18 protein-coding genes are annotated in these 20,018 nt (G+C 53.7%); 7 read left to right on the top strand and 11 right to left on the bottom strand.

Annotated elements, in window-relative coordinates; genetic code table 11:
* Nucleotide 1: 1 nt before the first annotated feature.
* Nucleotides 2-307, bottom strand: a complete 306-nt coding sequence (locus ACTU44_RS08195) for an STAS domain-containing protein (RefSeq protein WP_336083503.1) — start codon at nucleotides 305-307, stop codon at nucleotides 2-4.
* 168 nt (nucleotides 308-475) lie between these two features.
* On the opposite strand from ACTU44_RS08195, the gene ACTU44_RS08200 reads away from it, so the two are divergent.
* Nucleotides 476-2,074, top strand: coding sequence for a sigma-54-dependent transcriptional regulator (locus tag ACTU44_RS08200; protein ID WP_462097174.1), 1,599 nt, complete (start codon nucleotides 476-478; stop codon nucleotides 2,072-2,074).
* Between the two features lie 6 nt (nucleotides 2,075-2,080).
* Here the strand turns inward: ACTU44_RS08200 and cobD are convergent, their stop codons facing one another.
* Entirely contained in the window at nucleotides 2,081-3,175 is a 1,095-nt protein-coding gene (gene cobD, locus ACTU44_RS08205; protein WP_462097175.1) for a threonine-phosphate decarboxylase CobD, read from the bottom strand.
* Here cobD and ACTU44_RS08210 point away from each other — a divergent pair.
* On the top strand, nucleotides 3,162-4,196 hold the full coding sequence (locus tag ACTU44_RS08210) for a phytanoyl-CoA dioxygenase family protein (RefSeq protein ID WP_462097176.1): 1,035 nt from the start codon (nucleotides 3,162-3,164) through the stop codon (nucleotides 4,194-4,196). The two genes, cobD and ACTU44_RS08210, sit on opposite strands and share 14 nt — an antisense overlap.
* Nucleotides 4,197-4,276: 80 nt before the next feature.
* Nucleotides 4,277-4,612 (top strand): Hpt domain-containing protein, encoded by a 336-nt coding sequence (locus tag ACTU44_RS08215; protein WP_336083495.1) that lies wholly within the window; start codon nucleotides 4,277-4,279, stop codon nucleotides 4,610-4,612.
* Between the two features lie 68 nt (nucleotides 4,613-4,680).
* Here ACTU44_RS08215 and ACTU44_RS08220 read toward each other — a convergent pair whose 3' ends face one another.
* Entirely contained in the window at nucleotides 4,681-5,832 is a 1,152-nt protein-coding gene (locus ACTU44_RS08220) for a M24 family metallopeptidase (RefSeq protein WP_336083493.1), read from the bottom strand.
* Between the two features lie 305 nt (nucleotides 5,833-6,137).
* Between ACTU44_RS08220 and ACTU44_RS08225 the strand changes: the two genes are divergently transcribed.
* The 3 genes from ACTU44_RS08225 (at nucleotide 6,138) to ACTU44_RS08235 (ending at nucleotide 9,273) form a co-directional block, all read left to right on the top strand.
* On the top strand, nucleotides 6,138-6,338 hold the full coding sequence (locus tag ACTU44_RS08225) for a hypothetical protein (protein WP_114099358.1): 201 nt from the start codon (nucleotides 6,138-6,140) through the stop codon (nucleotides 6,336-6,338).
* 348 nt (nucleotides 6,339-6,686) lie between these two features.
* On the top strand, nucleotides 6,687-7,769 hold the full coding sequence (locus tag ACTU44_RS08230) for an ABC transporter substrate-binding protein (protein WP_114099359.1): 1,083 nt from the start codon (nucleotides 6,687-6,689) through the stop codon (nucleotides 7,767-7,769).
* 52 nt (nucleotides 7,770-7,821) lie between these two features.
* Complete coding sequence (locus ACTU44_RS08235; protein ID WP_114099360.1) at nucleotides 7,822-9,273, top strand: GGDEF domain-containing protein; 1,452 nt, start codon at nucleotides 7,822-7,824, stop codon at nucleotides 9,271-9,273.
* A gap of 13 nt (nucleotides 9,274-9,286) precedes the next feature.
* Here the strand turns inward: ACTU44_RS08235 and rodA are convergent, their stop codons facing one another.
* The 7 genes from rodA to ACTU44_RS08270 all read right to left on the bottom strand — a co-directional run bounded on the left by rodA (nucleotide 9,287) and on the right by ACTU44_RS08270 (nucleotide 17,316).
* Nucleotides 9,287-10,450, bottom strand: a complete 1,164-nt coding sequence (rodA, locus tag ACTU44_RS08240; protein WP_114099272.1) for a rod shape-determining protein RodA — start codon at nucleotides 10,448-10,450, stop codon at nucleotides 9,287-9,289.
* Between the two features lie 3 nt (nucleotides 10,451-10,453).
* A complete protein-coding gene (gene mrdA, locus ACTU44_RS08245; RefSeq protein ID WP_114099273.1) occupies nucleotides 10,454-12,370 on the bottom strand; it encodes a penicillin-binding protein 2 in 1,917 nt (638 codons plus the stop codon).
* A 167-nt stretch (nucleotides 12,371-12,537) separates the two neighbouring features.
* Entirely contained in the window at nucleotides 12,538-13,053 is a 516-nt protein-coding gene (gene mreD, locus ACTU44_RS08250) for a rod shape-determining protein MreD (protein ID WP_114099274.1), read from the bottom strand.
* A complete protein-coding gene (gene mreC / locus ACTU44_RS08255; protein ID WP_114099275.1) occupies nucleotides 13,050-14,033 on the bottom strand; it encodes a rod shape-determining protein MreC in 984 nt (327 codons plus the stop codon). The genes mreD and mreC overlap by 4 nt, the downstream gene beginning before the upstream one ends.
* Before the next feature lie 122 nt (nucleotides 14,034-14,155).
* Nucleotides 14,156-15,196: a rod shape-determining protein gene (locus tag ACTU44_RS08260; RefSeq protein WP_008892088.1), complete on the bottom strand. Its 1,041-nt coding sequence runs from the start codon at nucleotides 15,194-15,196 to the stop codon at nucleotides 14,156-14,158.
* 182 nt (nucleotides 15,197-15,378) lie between these two features.
* Entirely contained in the window at nucleotides 15,379-16,293 is a 915-nt protein-coding gene (locus ACTU44_RS08265; protein ID WP_114099276.1) for an alpha/beta hydrolase family protein, read from the bottom strand.
* A 93-nt stretch (nucleotides 16,294-16,386) separates the two neighbouring features.
* On the bottom strand, nucleotides 16,387-17,316 hold the full coding sequence (locus ACTU44_RS08270) for an MBL fold metallo-hydrolase (protein ID WP_462097177.1): 930 nt from the start codon (nucleotides 17,314-17,316) through the stop codon (nucleotides 16,387-16,389).
* 134 nt (nucleotides 17,317-17,450) lie between these two features.
* On the opposite strand from ACTU44_RS08270, the gene ACTU44_RS08275 reads away from it, so the two are divergent.
* Nucleotides 17,451-18,299 (top strand): LysR family transcriptional regulator, encoded by an 849-nt coding sequence (locus ACTU44_RS08275; RefSeq protein ID WP_462097178.1) that lies wholly within the window; start codon nucleotides 17,451-17,453, stop codon nucleotides 18,297-18,299.
* Nucleotides 18,300-18,384: 85 nt separating this feature from the next.
* Here ACTU44_RS08275 and ACTU44_RS08280 read toward each other — a convergent pair whose 3' ends face one another.
* On the bottom strand, nucleotides 18,385-19,935 hold the full coding sequence (locus ACTU44_RS08280; RefSeq protein ID WP_336083478.1) for a 2-isopropylmalate synthase: 1,551 nt from the start codon (nucleotides 19,933-19,935) through the stop codon (nucleotides 18,385-18,387).
* Nucleotides 19,936-20,018 lie beyond the last annotated feature (83 nt).

Raw genomic sequence — 20,018 nt, forward strand, 5'->3', positions numbered from 1 at the left:
ATTAGTTCTCAAGCTTGAACAAGGTATCAAACCGGGCGACTTCAAGCATGCGTTTGACCTGTCCCTGTGCGCCACGAATGACGACTGTGGTATTGGTCTTTTCGCCTTCGTCACGGGCGAGAAGCAACATCCCCAGGCCCGCCGAATCAATGAATTCCACCGCAGCGACATCCAGAACATAGGTGCTTGATCCGTGGGTCCGGATTTCTTCAATCAGTTTGCGAAAACTGGAATGGTCACCAAATGTAAAGCGTCCACCAAGTTCGACTGTCGTGGTCCCATTGGCGCATTCTGTCTTGTAGTTCAAAATTGATACTCCTGGCAGCGGGTAACGTCGTAAAAACTATACCTTTTTTAACCTAAGTCTGATTGTGTATGCTTTAGGATGCCACTGCAAGAATGTTAGACGTTGTGACGGGCACGGCGCTATCAGTATGCTGGGCTATAGTGGCTATATCGGGACATGAACCAGAAAATGCCAGAGCAGGCACGCATTGTAATTGTTGAGGATACATTATCGCTTGCGCGGGTGTATCAGGACTACCTGCGTGCGGATGGTCATCTGGTTGATCATGTCGTGACGGGCGCAGACGCCATAGAACGTCTGAACCAAAATCCGCCTGATGCCATGGTTCTTGACCTTGTTTTGCCCGATATGGACGGTCGCGAAGTATTGCGCGCCGCCGCACAGATCAGACCTGATTGCAAAGTTGTGGTGATTACGGCCCACGGGTCGGTCAATGTCGCGGTCGAGGCCATGCGCGAAGGAGCCTGGGATTTTCTGCTTAAACCGTTCACAGCAGATAAATTGCGCGAAACCGTGACCAAGGCACTGGCTGGAATGCCATCAATTTCCAACAGCCCGAACACAGATTTGGTCGAAACAGAAACCGACAAGATGTATTTCGACATCATTGGCGGTTCGGAAAACATGCGCGACATCTATCGCATTATCGAAAATGCCGCGCCAAGCCGAGCGACCGTCTTTATCACCGGAGAGTCCGGCACGGGCAAGGAGCTGGCAGCCGAAGCCATTCACCGCCGATCCGAACGTGCAAAGGCGCCGTTCATTCCTCTTAACTGTGGTGCCATTCCCAAAGACCTAATGGAAAGCGAGATTTTCGGTCACGTCAAAGGGGCGTTTACCGGTGCCGTTTCTGATCGCGAGGGTGCGGCCCATCGGGCCGAGGGTGGAACGCTGTTTCTTGATGAAATCTGCGAGATGGATCTGGATCTTCAGACCAAACTTCTGCGTTTCATTCAGACCGGAACGTTCCAGAAGGTCGGTGGCAGTTCGCTTGAAACCGTGGACGTCCGGTTTGTATGCGCAACCAACCGTGACCCGCTTGAAGAAGTGCGCACCGGACGGTTCCGCGAAGACCTTTACTACCGTCTGCATGTGATCCCGCTTCATATGCCGCCCTTGCGTGATCGCGACAACGATATCCTGCAGATCGCCAATTTTTACCTGCAACGCTATACCCGCGAAGAAGGGCGTGATTTCGAAAAGTTCAGCCCCGAAGTCTCGGCCCTGTTTGCGCGCTATACTTGGCCGGGGAATATCCGCCAGCTTCAGAACATCATCCGTAACATCGTTGTTCTCAATAACGGGACGGAAGTTACCCTTTCGATGGTGCCGCGCCCGGTTAATAGCGGTACCGAGGATGACCATTTCGGATCCGCGACGATCGAGGCCCCGCCACCCCATCCTGTGGTCTCGCGCGAAACAGGCGGGACTGGCCGGTTGTGGGAAGGCGACCCCGAGGCATTGGCCTTTCTCGCCGGTGCGCGCCAGATGCGAAAGGTTGTCGAAAACCATCAGACGGGAAAAAACAGCCAGCTTGTCGGTGTTGGCACGGCATCGGGTGACCGTACCGGCATGGCCCCCCGTGGGCTAAGCGACAATGGACTGGGATATTCTGAAATCCGGCCGCTTTGGCAGGTCGAAAAGCAGGCGATTGAAGAGGCGATTGAACGGTGTGGCGGATCGATCCCGCGGGCAGCCGATGCACTTGGCGTCAGTCCGTCAACGATCTATCGCAAAAAGCAATCATGGGAAGATAACGGCCTGTAAAAGTGCCTATGCGTGATCCCGGCTTTTCCAGTCATCAAGTGCGCTGACAAGACGCTGCCATTCCGGCTCGGTGCCGGGAAAGCCAAAGCGGACCTTGTTGTGATCATGATCAAACAGACGTACCAGAATGCCGTATCGGGCAAGATGGTCGGCAAGTTTTGCGCAATCCGCACCATCGTAATAGCGAAACAGATCGGTCGCCCCGGAAAGGGTCAAGGTCGAATTTGCGCCGATCAGATCATCCAGTCGCACAGCGTCGCTTGCCAATCGGGACCGGGTTTGGTTCTGCCAGGTTTGATCCCCGAAGGCGCGCCTGGCAATTTCAATGGTCGGGCCCGGAATGGCCCACGGCCCGATCCGTTCGGACAAGCCAGCGGCAAGGTCGGGTGCCATAACAACGCATCCCAACCGGACCCCGGCCAACCCGAAAAACTTGCCAAATGAACGCAGGACAAGCGTGTTGGGCAAGTCACCAATGATCGGACAGATCGATTGGTCCGGCTGACAATCCATGAAGGCTTCATCAACGATCAGAAAGCTTCGCGCCTGCTTGGCAAGTTCGGAGAGCGCCGCGATTTCAGACGGGGGCAGGATGCCGCCATCCGGATTGTTGGGGTTAACAATGATTACAATGGTGCCGGGGGCCGCAGATCGCAGGATTTCCTTGGTCGCATCAAAACGGTCACCGGATGCAGTTTCATTGGGGGCGCAGTCATGCCCGGCCCGTGTCCAGCACCGGGCATGTTCGCCATAGGTCGGCCCCATGATGTGAACCTTTGATATGTCGATCCGGTCCCTGATCCAGAAAGGGATGGTTTGAATAAGCGCCTGTGTGCCCGGTGCACAGACCATGTAATCCGGTGCAGGGACACCATAATAATCGCAAGCTGCACGTTTCAACCGATCAAGCTCGGACGCTAATGGCAAACGTTGCCAATGGGCGGTGGCAATATCGATGACGGGATAGCCCACCGGATTGATCCCGGTTGACAGATCAAGCCAGTCTTCAGCGGGGATGCCGTATTTTCGTGAAGCGGCATCTATCGCCCCGCCATGATTGATCGGAGCTTGTGGCTGATGCGGGGTGTTGCTCGATACCATAGATGTGCCAAACCTGATTTTTAAGGCGCAAAGTCTTAATTCCGGGACGTTTTGCCATGATCGAACGGGACTTGCCAATGCGATCCGTGCTGCGTATCGTCCGGCCATCTTCAATACCGGACATTTGTCGATGATCACACCGAAAAACGCCATTCTGCCCGTATCCTGGCAGCAGCTTAATCCGCAGTTATCGATTTCGGAAGCAACCGATGCCCTTGCAAAGATCGAGGAAATTGGAGCGGGGAATGGCGGATTTGATGGTGGTGCACTTTCGGACCGTTTTTGGGACGAGGGGTATTTCCTGATTGAAGATGTTCTTCCCGCCGATGAACTCGCCAAGCTGCGTCAGGGGATCGAAACCCTTGTGGCCAATGACCTGTCACCGGCGATGATTTACCTTTATGACGAGGCATGGCAGGTTTTTCAGCGTCTTCGACCGTTGCTCAGTCACTTCCTTGGTGACCGGATCGCGTTGCTTCCGCATTTTTGGGCATGGCATGTCAATCCGGCAGATGGCGGGCGGGGCTGGCCGCCCCATCGCGACTATCAGGGCGAAAGTGCGATTGGTGATGACATGTTGATCAGCCTGTCGCTATGGGTGCCGCTGAGCAACGCGACGCCTTATAACGGGTGCATGTATGTCTTGCCGCGTTCTTTTGAAAGGCGTTATGAGACGCCGGTCGCCAAGCCGGAAGATGTTGTCTTGCAGGATGTCAGGGCACTTCCGGCGGGGCCGGGTGCGGTGATGGGCTGGCGACAGGATTTATATCACTGGGGAAGCCGGGCGAGCATACATGCGACCGAACCCCGGATCAGCCTGTCTCTTGAATTCCAGAACGCGGCATTCGATCCACTTGCCGAGGAACTTTTAAGCCTTGAACAGCCCCCGGCATTTGAAAAACGTCTGGTTCTGATTGCCAGCCAGTTCGAAAAATACCGGCACATGCAGGACATTGATGTAAAGACGGTGGATTGGGCCAATGCTGTTCTGGAGCTTTGTTCTGGCAACAGGGTCGGTTAATATTCCAAAGGTTGCTGGTGGAGCAAAGAAGCGCTGCGGTTGCTGTGTGTTTCTGGTGCCCGATAAAAAAAGAGGCAGGTATGGATTTGATCGATAAGGACCGGTTTGCAGAGATTTGTTCCGCAGTAGGCAAGGAGCAATTTGCAACGCTGGTTGGTCTGTTACCTGCTTCCTATCAGGAAGAACGCAGCCGACTGATCGAGGCCGCAAATAATAGTGATGCCGAAACATTGTATCGGGCAGCCCACACCATAAAGGGTATGGCGGCCAATATGGCGGCCCTTAAACTGGCGGATGCGGCACGTGATCTGGAAAAATATGACGGGACATACGGGGATGGGCTTCATGCCCGCATTGCCGAACTCGACAAGCTGGTGGAAGACAGCGTTGCGGCCATGATGGCGGAATTAAGCTGATCGGTTCTTTTGGCCGGGTGCCAAAAAGCAAGGACAACCAGAACTGGTTGTCCTTGTGATATTCAAGATCAACGTGTGATCAGATCGACGCTGTGGCGGGAAACGCTTTCATTGCCGGTCTCGGTGACAATCACCGAATGGCCCGGACACATTGCGATCCCGGTTTCACTATCCATCAGGATCATGTGCAGGAAGAATACCATACCGGGTTCGGCAATGACCGGATTGCCATGATAGAACATTGGCCAGTCCATCCAGTTCGGTGCAAAGGTCGTTCCCATTGAATAACCGCAGGCATTAAGCCGGTGGGCCTGCATCCCCGCCTGATCACACACCCGGGCATAGGCATCAAAGACCTTGCCAATTGGCTCACCGGGGCGGAGCGCCTCGCGGCAGGCGACCAGCGCATCAGTTGCAACCTTGTGCATTTCGATATGACGCGGCAGGGCCTTGCCAACCGGGATTGTGCGCATCATTGCCGCATGGTAGTGGCGATATGCACCGGCCCATTCCAGCGTGATCTGGTCGGTTTCGCCAATATGTTTGCGGCCTGTGAAATACCGGCACAGAAGGGCATCCCGCCCGGCCCCGATAATGAATTCATTACCCGGATAATCGCCACCACCCGAGAAAATGGCACCTTGCATGGCGGCAAGAATATCGCCCTCAAAGGCACCGGCATGGACCGTATCAAGGGCAGCATCCCATGCATCATCGGCCAGTTCGGCGGCCTTGCGGATGTAATCAAGTTCGGCGGCACTTTTGACAACGCGCAGTTCGGACACCAGTCCGGAAGCATCTTCAAGCGAACAGAAACCATCAAGAGCGGTTTCGAGCTTTTTGCCATTGGCTGCCGTCAGGCCATAGGCCTCATACTCGACGCCGAGTTTCTTGCCGGAACAGCCGAATTCGGCAAGCATGTCACGCAGCTGGAAGGCTGGATTGACATTCGGGCCATCGACCCAGATGCGAATATCTTCAATGTCCGAGGTATGTTGTGCCTGCCGCAAATCCGGGGCGCGGGTGATCAGCGCGACGCGACCATCAACGCCCAGATAAAGGCACTGGAAGAACACATAACCGAATGTGTCATATCCGGTCAGGTAAAACATGCTTTCCTGACGGAACATCAACAACCCGTCCAGCCCTTCTTTTTCGAGCTTTTCAATTGTGCGGGCGCGGCGGTTTGCCAGTTCCTGGCGTTCAAAATGCAGTGCCATGAGACTTATCCCTGATGTGTGTTTGTTTGCAGCGATGCTATCAGAGATTTTTCAGGGCAAATAGTAAAAATGACAATTCAACATTAAATTGATGACAAATTGTAATTGTTTGATTGGGGCTGTCTTGCCACCACTAGTTATTTTTCCTTTGTAATCAGATATTTCCCGAGAAAAACCTGTAAAATCGTCGAGTGGGGAATAGAAATTTCAGCAAACCCACCTAAATGAAATATTACGGCACTATTACAGGTGGGGGAGAGAAATGTGCCGGGATTGCTTGTGACCGTCCCATAAAGGAGGCAAGAGTGGCGAGCTTGAACAAACTCTCTGGAAATTCAGAACGGGAAACGTCTGCGTTCCGCCCTTATAAAAAGCCGAACTATAACAAATGGCGCCGGGATGACCTTTATCATCTTGCACAACAGCAAGGGATTGAAGATCGCGCCAATATGAGCAATGAAGAGCTCGCGCGGGCACTGAGCCGCGCCCAGTCCGGCGCGCCATAAATCCGGTTGCCTGCATCAGGCCGAACGCAATCTGATCAACAATCCAGCAACTGTTGCAAGTATCAGACGAGGTAAATCCTTGTTTGCGCGGTTATGTTGTGCCTCAAAGAAAGATAATATAATTCAGTAGGTTCACTTGGATTTAGAGCGGTGGCATGTGGCAAATCAGTGAATATTATGGATTTTCTAAAGTAAACTTGCGCAGTCTGATTGACCTTTGAGGCGAAATTCACTATCCGGTCGTATGGATGGCTGAAATTTTTACTTGGCCTTGGATGGTGTTTCGTCGGGGAACGAGAATTGCGCGGGATTTTTTTGTGTCTGTTTGGGGGCGGACTGTTCTTTGCCATGGCATCGATTCAGGCCCGCGCAGACCAAAACGAAAGCCAGCCGGACCATATTCGTGTGGCCTTTATCAATCCGGGATATGGTGATCGCGGCTTCTGGAAGGATGTCCGCGATACCATGCAGGCTGCTGCCGATCAGTTTGGCTACGAACTGATCGTGTTTGACAGCGACCGGGACTGGAAAATGATGGTTGAAAGTGCGCAAAAGGCATTTGCGCTTCAACCGCCGCCTGACTTCATTATCGCCGTGAACGAGTATCAGCAGGGAACCCGTATTGTGCTGGAGGCAGAGCAGCGCGGCATACCTGTGATCATGTTGCTCAATGACCTGACCGAGGAACAAAAAGACACGTATGGTCGGCCGCGCAAAGACATAAAAAACTGGATCCTGACCCTGACCCCCGATAACGAACGGGCAGGCTATGATATTGCAAAATCCCTGATTGACGGCGCACGTGCGGTTAACGCTGATCAGTTGCCAGGGAAACTGTGTCTGTTGTCGATTGCGGGTGACCGTAAAACGCCAGCCTCACTGGAACGTCTTACCGGACTTGATCATGCCCTAAGCCGCTATCCTGTCCTTGATGAACAGCGCCGGCTGGTCGCCAACTGGTCGTATGACGAGGCTTATCGACAGACAGAGGCCTGGTTAAAGCGCGGTGGATGTATAGATGCGGTTTGGGCCGCCAATGACAATATTGCTCTGGGTGCGATTGCGGCACTTGAAGCTGCTGGAAAAATACCGGGACAGGATGTTGTCATTGGTGGTCTGAACTGGTCCAGAGAGGGGCTGGCAGCTGTCCTGAATAATCAGATGACATTAACCCATGGCGGACATTTCTTTGCCGGGGCCTGGGTCATGGTGCTGTTGCATGACTATATTAACGATGTTGCAATTTTGAAAGACACTCCCGAAATAACTTTCAGAATGGAAGCTGTTACGCGTGCAAACCTGCCCGAGTTTGGCGATGTTCTGTTTTCACGGGATTGGAATAAAATAGATTTCTCCCGGTTTAGTCTTGTCAATTCACCCACCCGGTCCGAATATCAGTTCGGACTTTTGACGCAGAGCCACCGCCAATAAAAAGCAAAAGCGTCCGAAAAAGAACGACCTTAAGCGAATGAGGGAAGCTGGCTTGCCAAAGAAGTTGGACGAAACGCATAACGATATGCTGGCCGGTTTGAAGCTGGGGAGTACAATTGCTGCCCGTCAGCTTAAATATTCGATGCTTCTCGCCCTTGGGCTCGGTTTGATAATCGTTGTGCTACGCGGTTATCACGATTATCAATGGCTTGCGGAAATTTACCACCAAAGCAATCAAAGGGTTACGTCGTCCAACGTGCCTGTGGCTGTTCAGTCGCTTCTTCGGCGTGACAGAGAACTCGCGGACGTGATGGCACGCGGCATGATGAACCAGCGTTCCATTCAGCGGGTCACCTTGCTCAATGCCGAACACGGTATCTTTTTTGACAGAGAGCGCCCTGCCGGTGAAATTCCGACCAGCCTGTGGGGGGATAGAATGTATGGTGGCATTCAAACCGTTATTGTGCCGGTTCGAGACCCCGAACAAAGGCCCGCAGCCACTGTTGGCGAAATGGTTGTCGTTTACAATCCCCAGGTTTTTACAAGCGCCTTTATGTCAAGGTTGTCATGGTCATTTCTGACAACAATGGTGCTTGCTGTCGTGATGGCCTTCATGTTTGCCGCGCTGAGCTATTATATTTTATCGCGCCCGTTGGTGCAGTTGGCGAACTATCTGGTCCGGTCCGACCCGTCAGATGACACGCGCCCCTTGGAAATGCCGCCATATCACAGGTATGACGACGAAATTCAGTTATTGGGATCTGTGACGGTAGGACTTTTTGGCGTCATCCGGAGACAGATTGGTCAGTTGCGCAAGGCACGCGATGAGTTGATGGATGCCAATGTCAATCTTGAAGCCAGGGTTGCTGAACGCACCGACGAGCTGAAAGAGGCCATGCAAAAGCTTGAAGTGCAGGCATCAACAGACTCACTTACAAGCTTGCCCAACCGGCGATCATATCTGGCCCGTTTTGAAGAAGCTGTTTCAACATGGCGTCGTCGCGATACACCAGTATCAATCATCCTGCTTGATATTGACCGTTTCAAGTCCATTAACGATACCTATGGCCATCAGACCGGCGACGCGGTTCTGGTTGAGTTATCCAGGATCATGCGGGCAACCGTGCGCGAGATTGATCTTCCTGCGCGTATGGGTGGCGAGGAGTTCGCTGTCTTGCTTCCGGGGGAAGAAATTGCTGGGGCACTTAAACTGGCAGAGCGACTGCGCGTGGCCTTTGAAAATGCATCGGTGTCGTTCGGGGGAAATGTTGTTTCATTTACCGCGAGTTTTGGTGTAGCCGGATTGCCGTCCACCCAAAGCTTGAAATTGTTTGATGCAGATATCCGCGGGTATATCCAAAGCCTCAAGGACTGGGAAAACAGCGATATTTCCAGTGTTATGTATTCTCTGGCTGATCGCGCGCTTTATGAGGCCAAGGAAAATGGCCGAAATCGCTGTAAACAATGCGACTTCAGGCAAATCCCGGACTATTCGGAGGCCTGACTGCCGGTTGATATCAGTTGCGCCCGTCGTCATTCCCCTGACGGGAAATGCGGATATCGCGGTGAATTGACACACTCATCAACAGACCAAAACTGACCAGAATGGTCATCATCACCGTGCCACCATAGGACACCAGCGGCAACGGAACGCCGACAACCGGTATCAGGCCCATTACCATTGCGATATTGATAAAGACATAAAGGAAGAAGGTCGATGTCACCCCGATCGCGACCAGTCGTCCGAACTGGTTCCGGCAGCGAAGGGCAATGATATAGCCATAGGTAATGACAAGCGCATAAAGTGCAAGCAGGGCAAGCCCGCCAACCAGCCCGAATTCCTCGCCCAGCATGGTAAAGATAAAGTCGGTCTGCTTTTCAGGCAGGAAATTCAGATGACTTTGCGAACCCAGCATGAAACCTTTGCCAAATAATCCCCCGGAACCCAATGCGATCTTTGACTGGGTAATGTGATAGCCGGCGCCCAGCGGATCATTTTCGGGGTTAAGGAACGTCAGAACGCGGTTCTTCTGATAATCGCGCAGAAACTGCCAGCCAATCGGAATTGCGGCAAGGGCACTGCCCAGAATAAGCGCAAATTTCCACATGCGAACTCCGGCCAGCCAGAAAATAACACCTCCACCGGCGATCAGCAGCAGGGCCGTTCCCAGATCCGGCTGGCGCAGAACAAGTGCCGCTGGTGCCAGAACCATCAAAAGAGGCGGGATCAGGAGTGTGATACGCCCGGTATCCTCGACCGTCAGCCCATGGAAATAGCGGGCCAGAGCAAGCACCAGCGAGATTTTCATAAGTTCTGACGGTTGCAGCTGGAAGAAACCAAGATTAATCCAGCGCTGTGCGCCCATGCCGATATCGCCCTTGATTTCGACACCAACCAAAAGCACAAGCGCCACAAAGTAAGAGAAATACGCAAGTTTCAGCCAAACCCGAATATCGGTGACCGCTATGACAATCATCAGAACTGCGCCTACAGCAAAGCGCATCATCTGACGTTCGGCCCAAGGCTGGAGCGATCCGTTGGCAGCGGAATAAAGCATGGCAAAGCCGATCCCTGACAGGGCGGCAATCAACAGAACCAGCGTCCAGTTCAACAATAGAAGACGGCGCCCAATCGGAACGTAATCGGGATCTTCACCAATGCGATATTTGCTCATGGCCATGGATCAGCCCTCATTCTCGTTGTTTTGGGCTGTGCGTGGCCGCAATTGCGCACTGTTGGGCAGGTTGGCAGCCGAGATACCCTGACGCGCAGATTGAAGTTCCTGTGCCTTTTGCAAAAGGTCACGAACAATTGGTCCGGCAACACCCGAACCACCGCCACCGTGCTCCACCACGACACTACAGGCATAGCGCGGGTTATCAACCGGTGCGAATGCAACAAACAATGCATGGTCGCGATATTTCCATGGCAATTCATCATTGCCCAGAACACCGGTCGTCTGACGTTCACGCATCGTAATACGGCGGACCTGGCTGGTGCCACTTTTGCCCGCCATTTCCATACCCTCGGTCTTGATGCGCGCACCATAACCTGTGCCGCGTATCTCGTTGGTCACGCCGTTCATGCTGTCGCGAATACGCGCAAGGTTGGCGCGGCTGACCTGAAGTTCGGGGAATTCTTCGGCTTCGCGACTGGATACACCATCAGGTGTCACGTGATCACGTGTCAGATGCGGCTTGACGGCCTTGCCCGATGCCAATCGCGCGGTCATGGTGCAGAGCTGCAGTGGCGTAGCCAGAACATAGCCCTGACCAATCGAGGCAATCAGGGTTTCACCACCCTGCCAGCGCTTGCCAAGCTGGATTTCTTTCCAGTCCTTGGTCGGGATCAGGCCGCTTCGTTCATTCGGCAGATCAATGCCGGTCTCTTCGCCCAGACCAAGCTTGTGAGCCATGGCAGCAATCCGGTCGATACCGATTTTCTGCGATATTTCATAGTAATAGACATCGCAGGAATGCTTGAGCGAGTCATGCATGTTCATCCAGCCGTGGCCACCGCGTTTCCAGCAATGGAAACGGGCATTGCCCAGATCAAGATAACCATTACAGAAGAACTTCTGGTTCGGTGAAATGATCCCGGCTTCAAGCCCTGCAAGTGCGACACACATCTTGAAGGTCGACCCCGGTGCATAGGTCCCGTTCACCGCCTTGTTTGACAGCGGCGCATAGGGGTTATTGACCAGACTGTTCCAGAGTTTGTGCGAAATACCGTTGGTAAAGGCGTTCGGATCATATGTCGGGTGCGATGCCAGGGCGAGAACCTCGCCATTATGGATATCCATGACGACGGCCGATGCACTTTCCTGATCCGAAAGACGCTGATTGGCGTAGCGTTGCAATTCGAGATCAAGCGTCATGACAACCGTGTTGCCACTATCGCCTTCTTCGCGTTCAAGTTCGCGGATCACACGGCCAAGTGCGTTAACCTCGACCTGGCTGGTGCCAGCTGTCCCGCGCAGTGCAAGATCGTAGACCTTTTCAACGCCGCTTTTGCCGATGGTAAAGCCCGGCAGTTCCAGCAACGGATCGCCAGTCAGTTCCTTTTCCGATACAGCGGCAACATAACCCAGCGTATGGGCCAGATGCGGTCCTTCGGGATAGTCGCGCGACCGTCCGGCATCAATGATCAGACCGGGCAGGTCAGGGGCATTTACCCCGACGCGCGCGACTTCATCCCATGTCAGATTGTCACGCACTGTGACAGGTACAAAGGAACGGCGACGTGCCACATCCCGTTCAACACGTTCAATCGTGTCAGGGCCAAGTTCGATAATCTGGTCAAGAATTTCAAGTGTGCGACGCACGTCGGGTGTCTGTTCGCGCACGATCATGATGTGATAGTTCTGACGATTGATCGCAAGCGGTTCACCAAATCGGTCGGTGACCAATCCACGCGGCGGTGGCAATAATCGATGCGAGATACGGTTTTCATCGGCCAGCGTGCGGTAGCGGTCGCTTTCAAGCACCTGCAGGTAATACATCCTTGCAGCCAGACCGGTCAGCAAAACACCCTTGCCAGCACCGAGCATAAGGGCGCGTCGGGTGAACATTCTGAATCTGTCTGAGTCGCGATGCCACATGGGCGAAGAATACCTGTCTTTTAGACGCGTCGTTACAGTTCGAAACTGCAGATTTCTGCCCGTTTTATCCCGGTTGGCAGAACTTGGAAACCATCTTGTTCAAGCATATCCGATAGGCGTTGCCAAAACATCAATTTTGCACAGGGTTTCAAAGCTTGCCTGCTGTCCTACACATAGCGCAGAAGGCTGTTTTGTGCACGGGCCAGCGCCCAGGCAACAATGGGAAACAGCACTGCCGTCAGGACATAACTGATTATGGTTGCCTTTATGGGCAAGAAAGCCTCGATCAGCGCAGAGCTTAAAAGCCATTGCACCAGAAATGCCGGGATCGCCACGAGGGCAAAACCCCACCACATCACACTAAATGGCTTGTTATGGAAAAAACGTCCCTGACTGGCCGATCCGGTCTGTACCAAAAGCAGGACAAGTGAACTGACACCAAGCGGCAGCCCCATCAAAAGATCCTGAAGCAGGCCAAGCAGGAAGGCGGCAACGGCTGTCAAAAGATCAGGTCTGTTCACCGACCAGTAGAATACTGCCATCAGGGCGAGGGCCGGTGACGCGGTTGCCAGCAACGGAACACTGACAGGAAGCAGGTTGATCAGTAAAAGGACGAAAACGCTGAAAGCTGGAAAAAGGCCACGCGCGACAACGTCCAGTCGATGCCAGACGCCGGGTTTCACGGGGTCGCCCCGTTTGAAGGAGCGTTCGATGTTGCAGGCGCATTTTCCGGTACCACCCCAACACCCATGGGAATGTCAGGTGAGAGCTGGGTATCGTTATGGTTGACCGGAGACTGGCTTTCGCGGATGCGTTTTTCGCTCAGAATGCCCTGAAGGCCGTAATCAGCAACCCGCAGATATTCCAGCTGATGACGGCGGAACAATGGGGCGACGCGCACGGCATTTTCCGAAACCGACGAGACAACGCCAATCGGGATACCCGGCGGGAAGGCACCACCATGACCCGATGTCAGAATGCGATCACCGGGTGCGACAGCCGCATCCGCGGTCAGGAAGGTCAGAAGCGGACGGTTGGTGTTGTCACCCGACAGGAATGCGCGATCACGCGAGTTTTCAACAATGACCGGTACGCGCGAGTTGATGTCCGTGATCAGAAGAACACGCGATGCCTGATAACCGGCCTCTGCAACGCGGCCAACCAGCCCTTCATCGGAAATAACGGCTTGCCCCTTGGCAACACCATCACGCGATCCGGCCGATATCATAACACTGTGCGCATAAGCGCCACCCATGTCAGCAATCACCCGCGAGGTGACCAGATGCAGGGCAGGCGGATTGGTGTAACGCGCAAGTTCACGAAGACGAACATTTTCATGCGACAGGTTGCGCGCTGCCTGCTGCCAGGCCAGCAACTGCTGGTTTTCTCGGCGCAGGCGTTCGTTTTCTTCATAAAGATGGGCAAGATTGTAAATCTTGTCGGTCAGTTCATTGATGCTGGCCGCAGGACGGGAAATGACATTCATGACCGGGGATACAAGATCGGCAGATGCGGCACGGATACGTTCGATCAGAACTGTATCAGCCTTGCCCAGAAGCATCAGTCCGAAAGCCGTAAAGATCAGCAATATAAAAGCGAAGCGGTGAAGCGCCGTGCGTAACGGCGAAAAGATTCGCTGCTGCGGACCGCCATGCTGTGCCAATGTATTCCCCGCAATTTCCCAAAAGGTCGTCTCAAATCCCGAACGGGATATTCAACCATAACGAAATCACCGAGTCGCGTCCAGTGTGGATACGACCCGGTGATGACTTTTATCGTCAAATTTTAGTATGCAGTGTGCAGAACGTTGCGAAGCATCTTTTTCTCTTCGAGTGCGCGACCGGTACCGAGCGCAACACAGGAAAGAGGATCGTCTGCGATCGAAACCGGAAGACCGGTTGCGTGACGCAGGACATAGTCAAGATTGCCAAGCATTGCACCACCGCCGGTCAGGACAATGCCCTTGTCGACGATATCTGCTGCCAGTTCCGGCGGGGTCTGCTCAAGGGCGACCTTTACAGCCTCGATAATGGCTGAGACCGGTTCTGCAAGGCTTTCTGCGATCTGGCGTTCAGAGATCAGAAGTTCTTTCGGAACACCATTCATCAGGTCACGGCCACGGATTTCAACCGTTGCACCATCACCATCATCAGGAGCGCAGGCAGAACCGATTTCCTTCTTGATACGTTCGGCGGTGCTTTCGCCGACCAGAAGGTTATGGGTGCGACGGATATAGGCGATGATCGCCTCGTCCATCTTGTCGCCGCCAACGCGGACCGAACGTGCATAGACGATACCGCCCAGCGACAGAACAGCGACCTCGGTGGTGCCGCCGCCAATATCAACAACCATCGAGCCGGTCGGCTCGGTGACGGGAAGACCCGCGCCAATGGCAGCTGCCATCGGTTCGTCAATCAACCAGACCTTGCGCGCGCCAGCGCTTTCAGCGCTTTCCTGAATGGCGCGGCGTTCAACTGCGGTCGAACCGGAAGGTACGCAGATAATGACTTCCGGGCTCGCGAAGTTGCGACGGTTATGGACCTTGCGGATGAAGTGCTTGATCATCTCTTCGGCGATGTGGAATTCCGCAATAACACCGTCACGCAACGGGCGGATCGCCTGAATGTACCCCGGGGTACGACCGAGCATTTGCTTGGCTTCTTCACCAACTGCAAGGACCTGTTTTTTGCCTTTTTCGTCGGTAATGGCCACCACGGATGGTTCGTTCAGGACGATGCCGCGTCCTTTAACGTAAACCAGTGTGTTCGCGGTGCCCAGATCCACCGCCATGTCGGAGGATAAAACCCCAAGAAGCTTGGAAAACATTCCTGCCCTATGCCCCGGTTAATAGTAAAATCTTGAATACGAATGTACCGGCTTTGATAGCGCAAGGAACAAGCCGATGCACGAATAATCTGCGCAGGGGATTGAGGAATAATTAAGGCGCGTAATTTTCCTGAAATAAGGGTGGAAAAACATGATCAGGAATATGGTCTTGGCGGATTAATTCAATTTTGTCGCTGTTTTTCTGTAAATCCGGTTTCAGCAAGGAAATTGGTCACAAGTGCGATTGTTGGAGACCCTGTTTCTATTTTCAGCTCTTTGCGAGTCGCTTGTTTTTCAATTATTTCGCCGCTTTCGACCATCTCGAAGCGCACCGGCGCCCGGTCATCTGTCAGGTCGCGATCCATCCGCCATTTACACCAGGAAGGTGGATTGAACGGATCGTTTCTGACCCCGATCAAAAGACTGGGGACAAAATTGTTCATTTCCGACATGCATTGCGGACGCAACCCGATCAGGGTGCGAAACCGGTTGGTGTAATGTTTGGCATGGCCATCGCGATAGATTGCAAGTTGTGCCGCACCCGCACCGTAGCCATAGCCGAAAACGGCAATGCGATCCGGGTCGATATCTTTTTGGCTGGCAAGATAGTCAAGCGCACTGAGCGCATCAAACGCCCAGAATGACAAACCGTGTTTGGGGTTTTGAAGCTGTCCCCCACCACAATAATCCTGTGCCGGATGGGCTTGCCCCGGCGAGATCAGAAGAACACTGATCCCCGCCGTTTGCAAAGTTGTTATCCAGTCTAGCGGAAAGTGGTCGTCGCAATCGGGAAGAGCAACGATTGCAGCGTGTTTGTTTGCAGAACCCGGCATGTCTTCGGATGGGCCGTAATATTGCGCCGGAATGCTGGATTGCAGGGTGACATCGACATCGGGGACCGCTTTGCCCTGATCAATCAGGCGCTTGCGCAGGCCGCTTAGCGGATAGGGAAGGGACGGGATCGTAACCGACACTGCCGCAGGCGTTTGTGCAGCCGAGTGTGCCGGGATCAACACAATGCCAAAGGTCAGGCACAGCATCATACCAACAATAAGGAAAATCGTTGCGGTACGGTCAGGCGTGTTTGGTCCGGTCATGGTCAAACCCCTTTTCCCAAATATCCGTAATCCTACCACATCGGGTGGTTGGGGGCTATTTACACGAAAGGGGTGTGGGTGTTCGACCAAGGGTTAGATATATTCGATGGTGCTGCCCTCGGCGATCAGATCAATTCGGTCGTGGGCGACGTCCGCTTGCGCAATCAGATGTGAAGCCGGCTCAAGATAAAGCGGGAAGGTTGAATGATGGATCGGAAGAACGTTCGGGTTCCCCAGCAGGCCTGCCAGTTCAAGAACCTCCTTTGCGCCCATGCTGATCAGGCCAAGCGGGCCGGTGGCGCCAACCGCACCCATATGCGGGATCAGAATATCGGGCTGTCCAATGCGGCGAATGCTCGCAAGCACTTCCTCTGTGGCGAATGTATCGCCGGTCCAGTAGACGTCTTTTTTCCAGTTGCCGGATTCAAACCGCAGCCAATAGCCGTTTCCCTTGCCAAGCATGGCACTGACTTGCGGATTGGCTGAATGATGGGCAGGGATCGCCCTGATACTGATCTTTCCATTGTCGGTCGCGATCGTTTTGCTGACGCCCCAATCAAGGGGGATCTGGTTGGTAAATCCCTTGGTGCCCAGCTTGTCTGCGTCCGCCGGCGGCAGGATGGTAGAAAGTGTTTTGGGGATCGTTGCCTCGGCTTTCTGATCGAAATGGTCCTCGTGCAGGTGACTGAGCATCATCAAGTCGATGGACGAAACATCAACGCCGGGGAATGGTGTGTTCCGGGCATGAAAACGTGGCGTGGGTCCGGTTTTCAGGTCGAACATCGCATTCGGATCGGGCATGAAATAGGCTTCCTTACCCTCGCCAAAGGTCGGGTCGGTCAGGATCGTAAAGTCGTCAAACTTGATCAGCATGGTTGCACCACCCAGCCAGGAAATTGCAAGGCGTGGGGCGGCTGGTGCCCGTGACGGGGTATTGGCCCCCGCTGTGTGGCCAATCGTTGCCGCTGCGGCAATGCCGCCAAGGCCACCAAGGCCGGATAACATGAAGTCACGTCTTTTCATCAGGCACCTCTTTGGATCGAAACAAATGATACGGCACCTTACAAATGAAGTGTTCATCCAATAAAGACGGGTAATGTTGAATAAATAAACTGAAAAAAATGGACAATGGATCACGGTTGAGGTGAAATATCGCGATGAACTTTTCACAAATTCAGACATTCATCGAGGTTGCAGACGCAGGCAGCTTTGCCGCTGCGGCACGCCGGTTATCGGTCCCGCGTTCGACGGTGACGGCGCGCGTCGCAGCATTGGAGGAGCATCTTGCCGTCCGCCTGTTGCATCGAACCACGCGACAGGTGTCCTTGACCGATGACGGGCAACGCTATCTTGATCATTGCCGTGCGGCTGTTGCCCTGTTGCAGGAAGGCGAGGCGGATCTGTCCCAATATGCAGTGCCATCCGGACAAATCCGGATCTCGGTGCCGGTCGATTATCCCAAAATGCTTTTGGCTGAGCAGATCACATCATTTCGTGCCAATTACCCGGATGTCAGATTTGTGGTCAATGTCAGTGACCAGACTGTTGATCTGGTGGGCGAGAACTATGACATTGCCTTGCGCGGGCGTCATCCGGGCCGCGATGGCTTGATTGCGCGGCGCCTGCGGTTTGAACCGATGGGGCTTTTTGCCCGTCCGGGAACGTTTCCGGACGATATGTGGTCAAAGGGGACAACGCCCACCTTGCCCATTCTGGATCATGCCAATGTCCTGCAATCGGTAAGTGATCCGGGGCTTGAATTGTCCGAGCCGCCAATTCGTACCGGGAACTTTGAACTGGCGCGCAGTCTTGCCGCCAAGGGCGCGCTTGCGGCAATCCTGCCCATCAGTGGCTGTGCTGATGATGTTGCCAAGGGTAAGCTGGTTCAGATCACATGCCCGGTCGAGCTGGAGGCCCTTGCCCTTTATATCGTGATGCCAAGCCGCCGCCAGCTTCCCAAACGCGTACGGTTGTTTATCGATCATCTGGTTGACCAGTTCAAATAGGTCATTTGGATCGCGCACGGCACAGTCAATTAAAAAGGGCGACCCGAAGGCCGCCCCTTTACATTAAGAAGTTCAAGAAACCTGATCAGGATGCCATGGCATCAGGGGCGGTTTTTTTGCTTTTCTCGATCAGTTTGTTTACGGCGGTCACATAGGCCATGCAGGATGCGACAACGGTATCGGTATCCGATGCATTGCCAACCACCGTGCGGTCCTCGCCATCAAGCTTGACCGTTACGGTGCCCTGGGCATCGGTGCCCTCGGTCACAGCATGCACCTGATAGAGTTTCAGACGCCAGTCATGCGGATAGATTGCCTTGATTGCATTGAAAGTCGCATCAATCGGCCCGTCGCCGGTGGTTTTGGCGGTGCGAACTTCGCCATCAACGCTCAGTTCCAGTTCGGCTGTCTGCGGACCCTTGGAGCCACAGGTAACCGTCAGACCAACAAACTTGATATGTTCGTTATCGCGCATGCCGTCATCGACCAGTGCAACGATATCGTCGTCATAGACTTCTTTCTTTTTGTCGGCCAGATCCTTGAAGCGGGCAAAAGCGTCTTCAATCGCATTGTCCCCCAGATCGGCAAAGCCCAATTCCTTGAGCTTCTCGCGGAAGGCATGGCGACCGGAATGCTTGCCCATAACCAGGCTTGACTTGTTCAGGCCAATGGTTTCCGGCTTCATGATTTCATAGGTCTCGGAGTTTTTCAGGAAACCGTCCTGATGGATGCCGCTTTCGTGGGCGAAGGCATTGGCGCCAACAATCGCCTTGTTCGGCTGCACCACAAAGCCCGACACGGCCGAAACCAGACGCGATGCATTCATGATCTTGGTGGTGTCGATGCCCGTGGTGAAGGGGAAGGCATCATTGCGGGTATTGATTGCCATCACAATTTCTTCGAGTGCAGCATTGCCGGCACGTTCGCCCAGACCGTTGATGGTGCATTCAATCTGACGGGCACCGGCATTGACTGCCGAGATAGAGTTGGCAACAGCCATGCCCAAATCGTTATGGCAATGAACCGACAGGATTGCCTTGTCAATGTTCGGCACGCGGTTAAACAGCATGGTCATCAGATCGGCATATTCGGTCGGTGTGGTGTAACCAACAGTATCCGGGATGTTGATCGTGGTTGCGCCTGCATCAATGGCAGCTTCGACACAGCGGCACAGGAAGTCATGTTCGGTGCGCGAGCCGTCTTCTGCCGACCATTCGACGTCATCGGTGAATTTGCGTGCCAGCGTGACACTTTCAATGACTTTTTCCAGAACGCGTTCCGGTTCCATCTGCAATTTGTATTTCATATGCAGCGGGCTGGTGGAGATGAAAGTGTGGATGCGTTTGTTTTCGGCTGGTTCCAGTGCTTCGGCAGCACGTTCAATATCGCCTTTGGCTGCACGGGCCAACGAACAGATGGTCGGGCCTTTGACCTGTTTGGCAATTTCGTTGACGGACTGGAAATCACCATTTGATGCAATGGCAAAGCCCGCTTCGATAACATCGACCTTCAATTCTGCCAGAGCGTGCGCAACGCGCAGCTTCTCATCAAGCGTCATCGATGCACCCGGGGACTGTTCCCCGTCACGCAGGGTGGTGTCGAAAATGATGACGCGATTGTCGTTTGCACTAGCCATTGTCTTGTTTCCTGATCAAACGGGCATTGCCCGGTATATAAATTCTGTCTGGAAGGAGTGCGGGCCGTCTGGCGCGACTTTAT

The sequence above is a fragment of the Thalassospira sp. SM2505 genome (assembly GCF_054901115.1).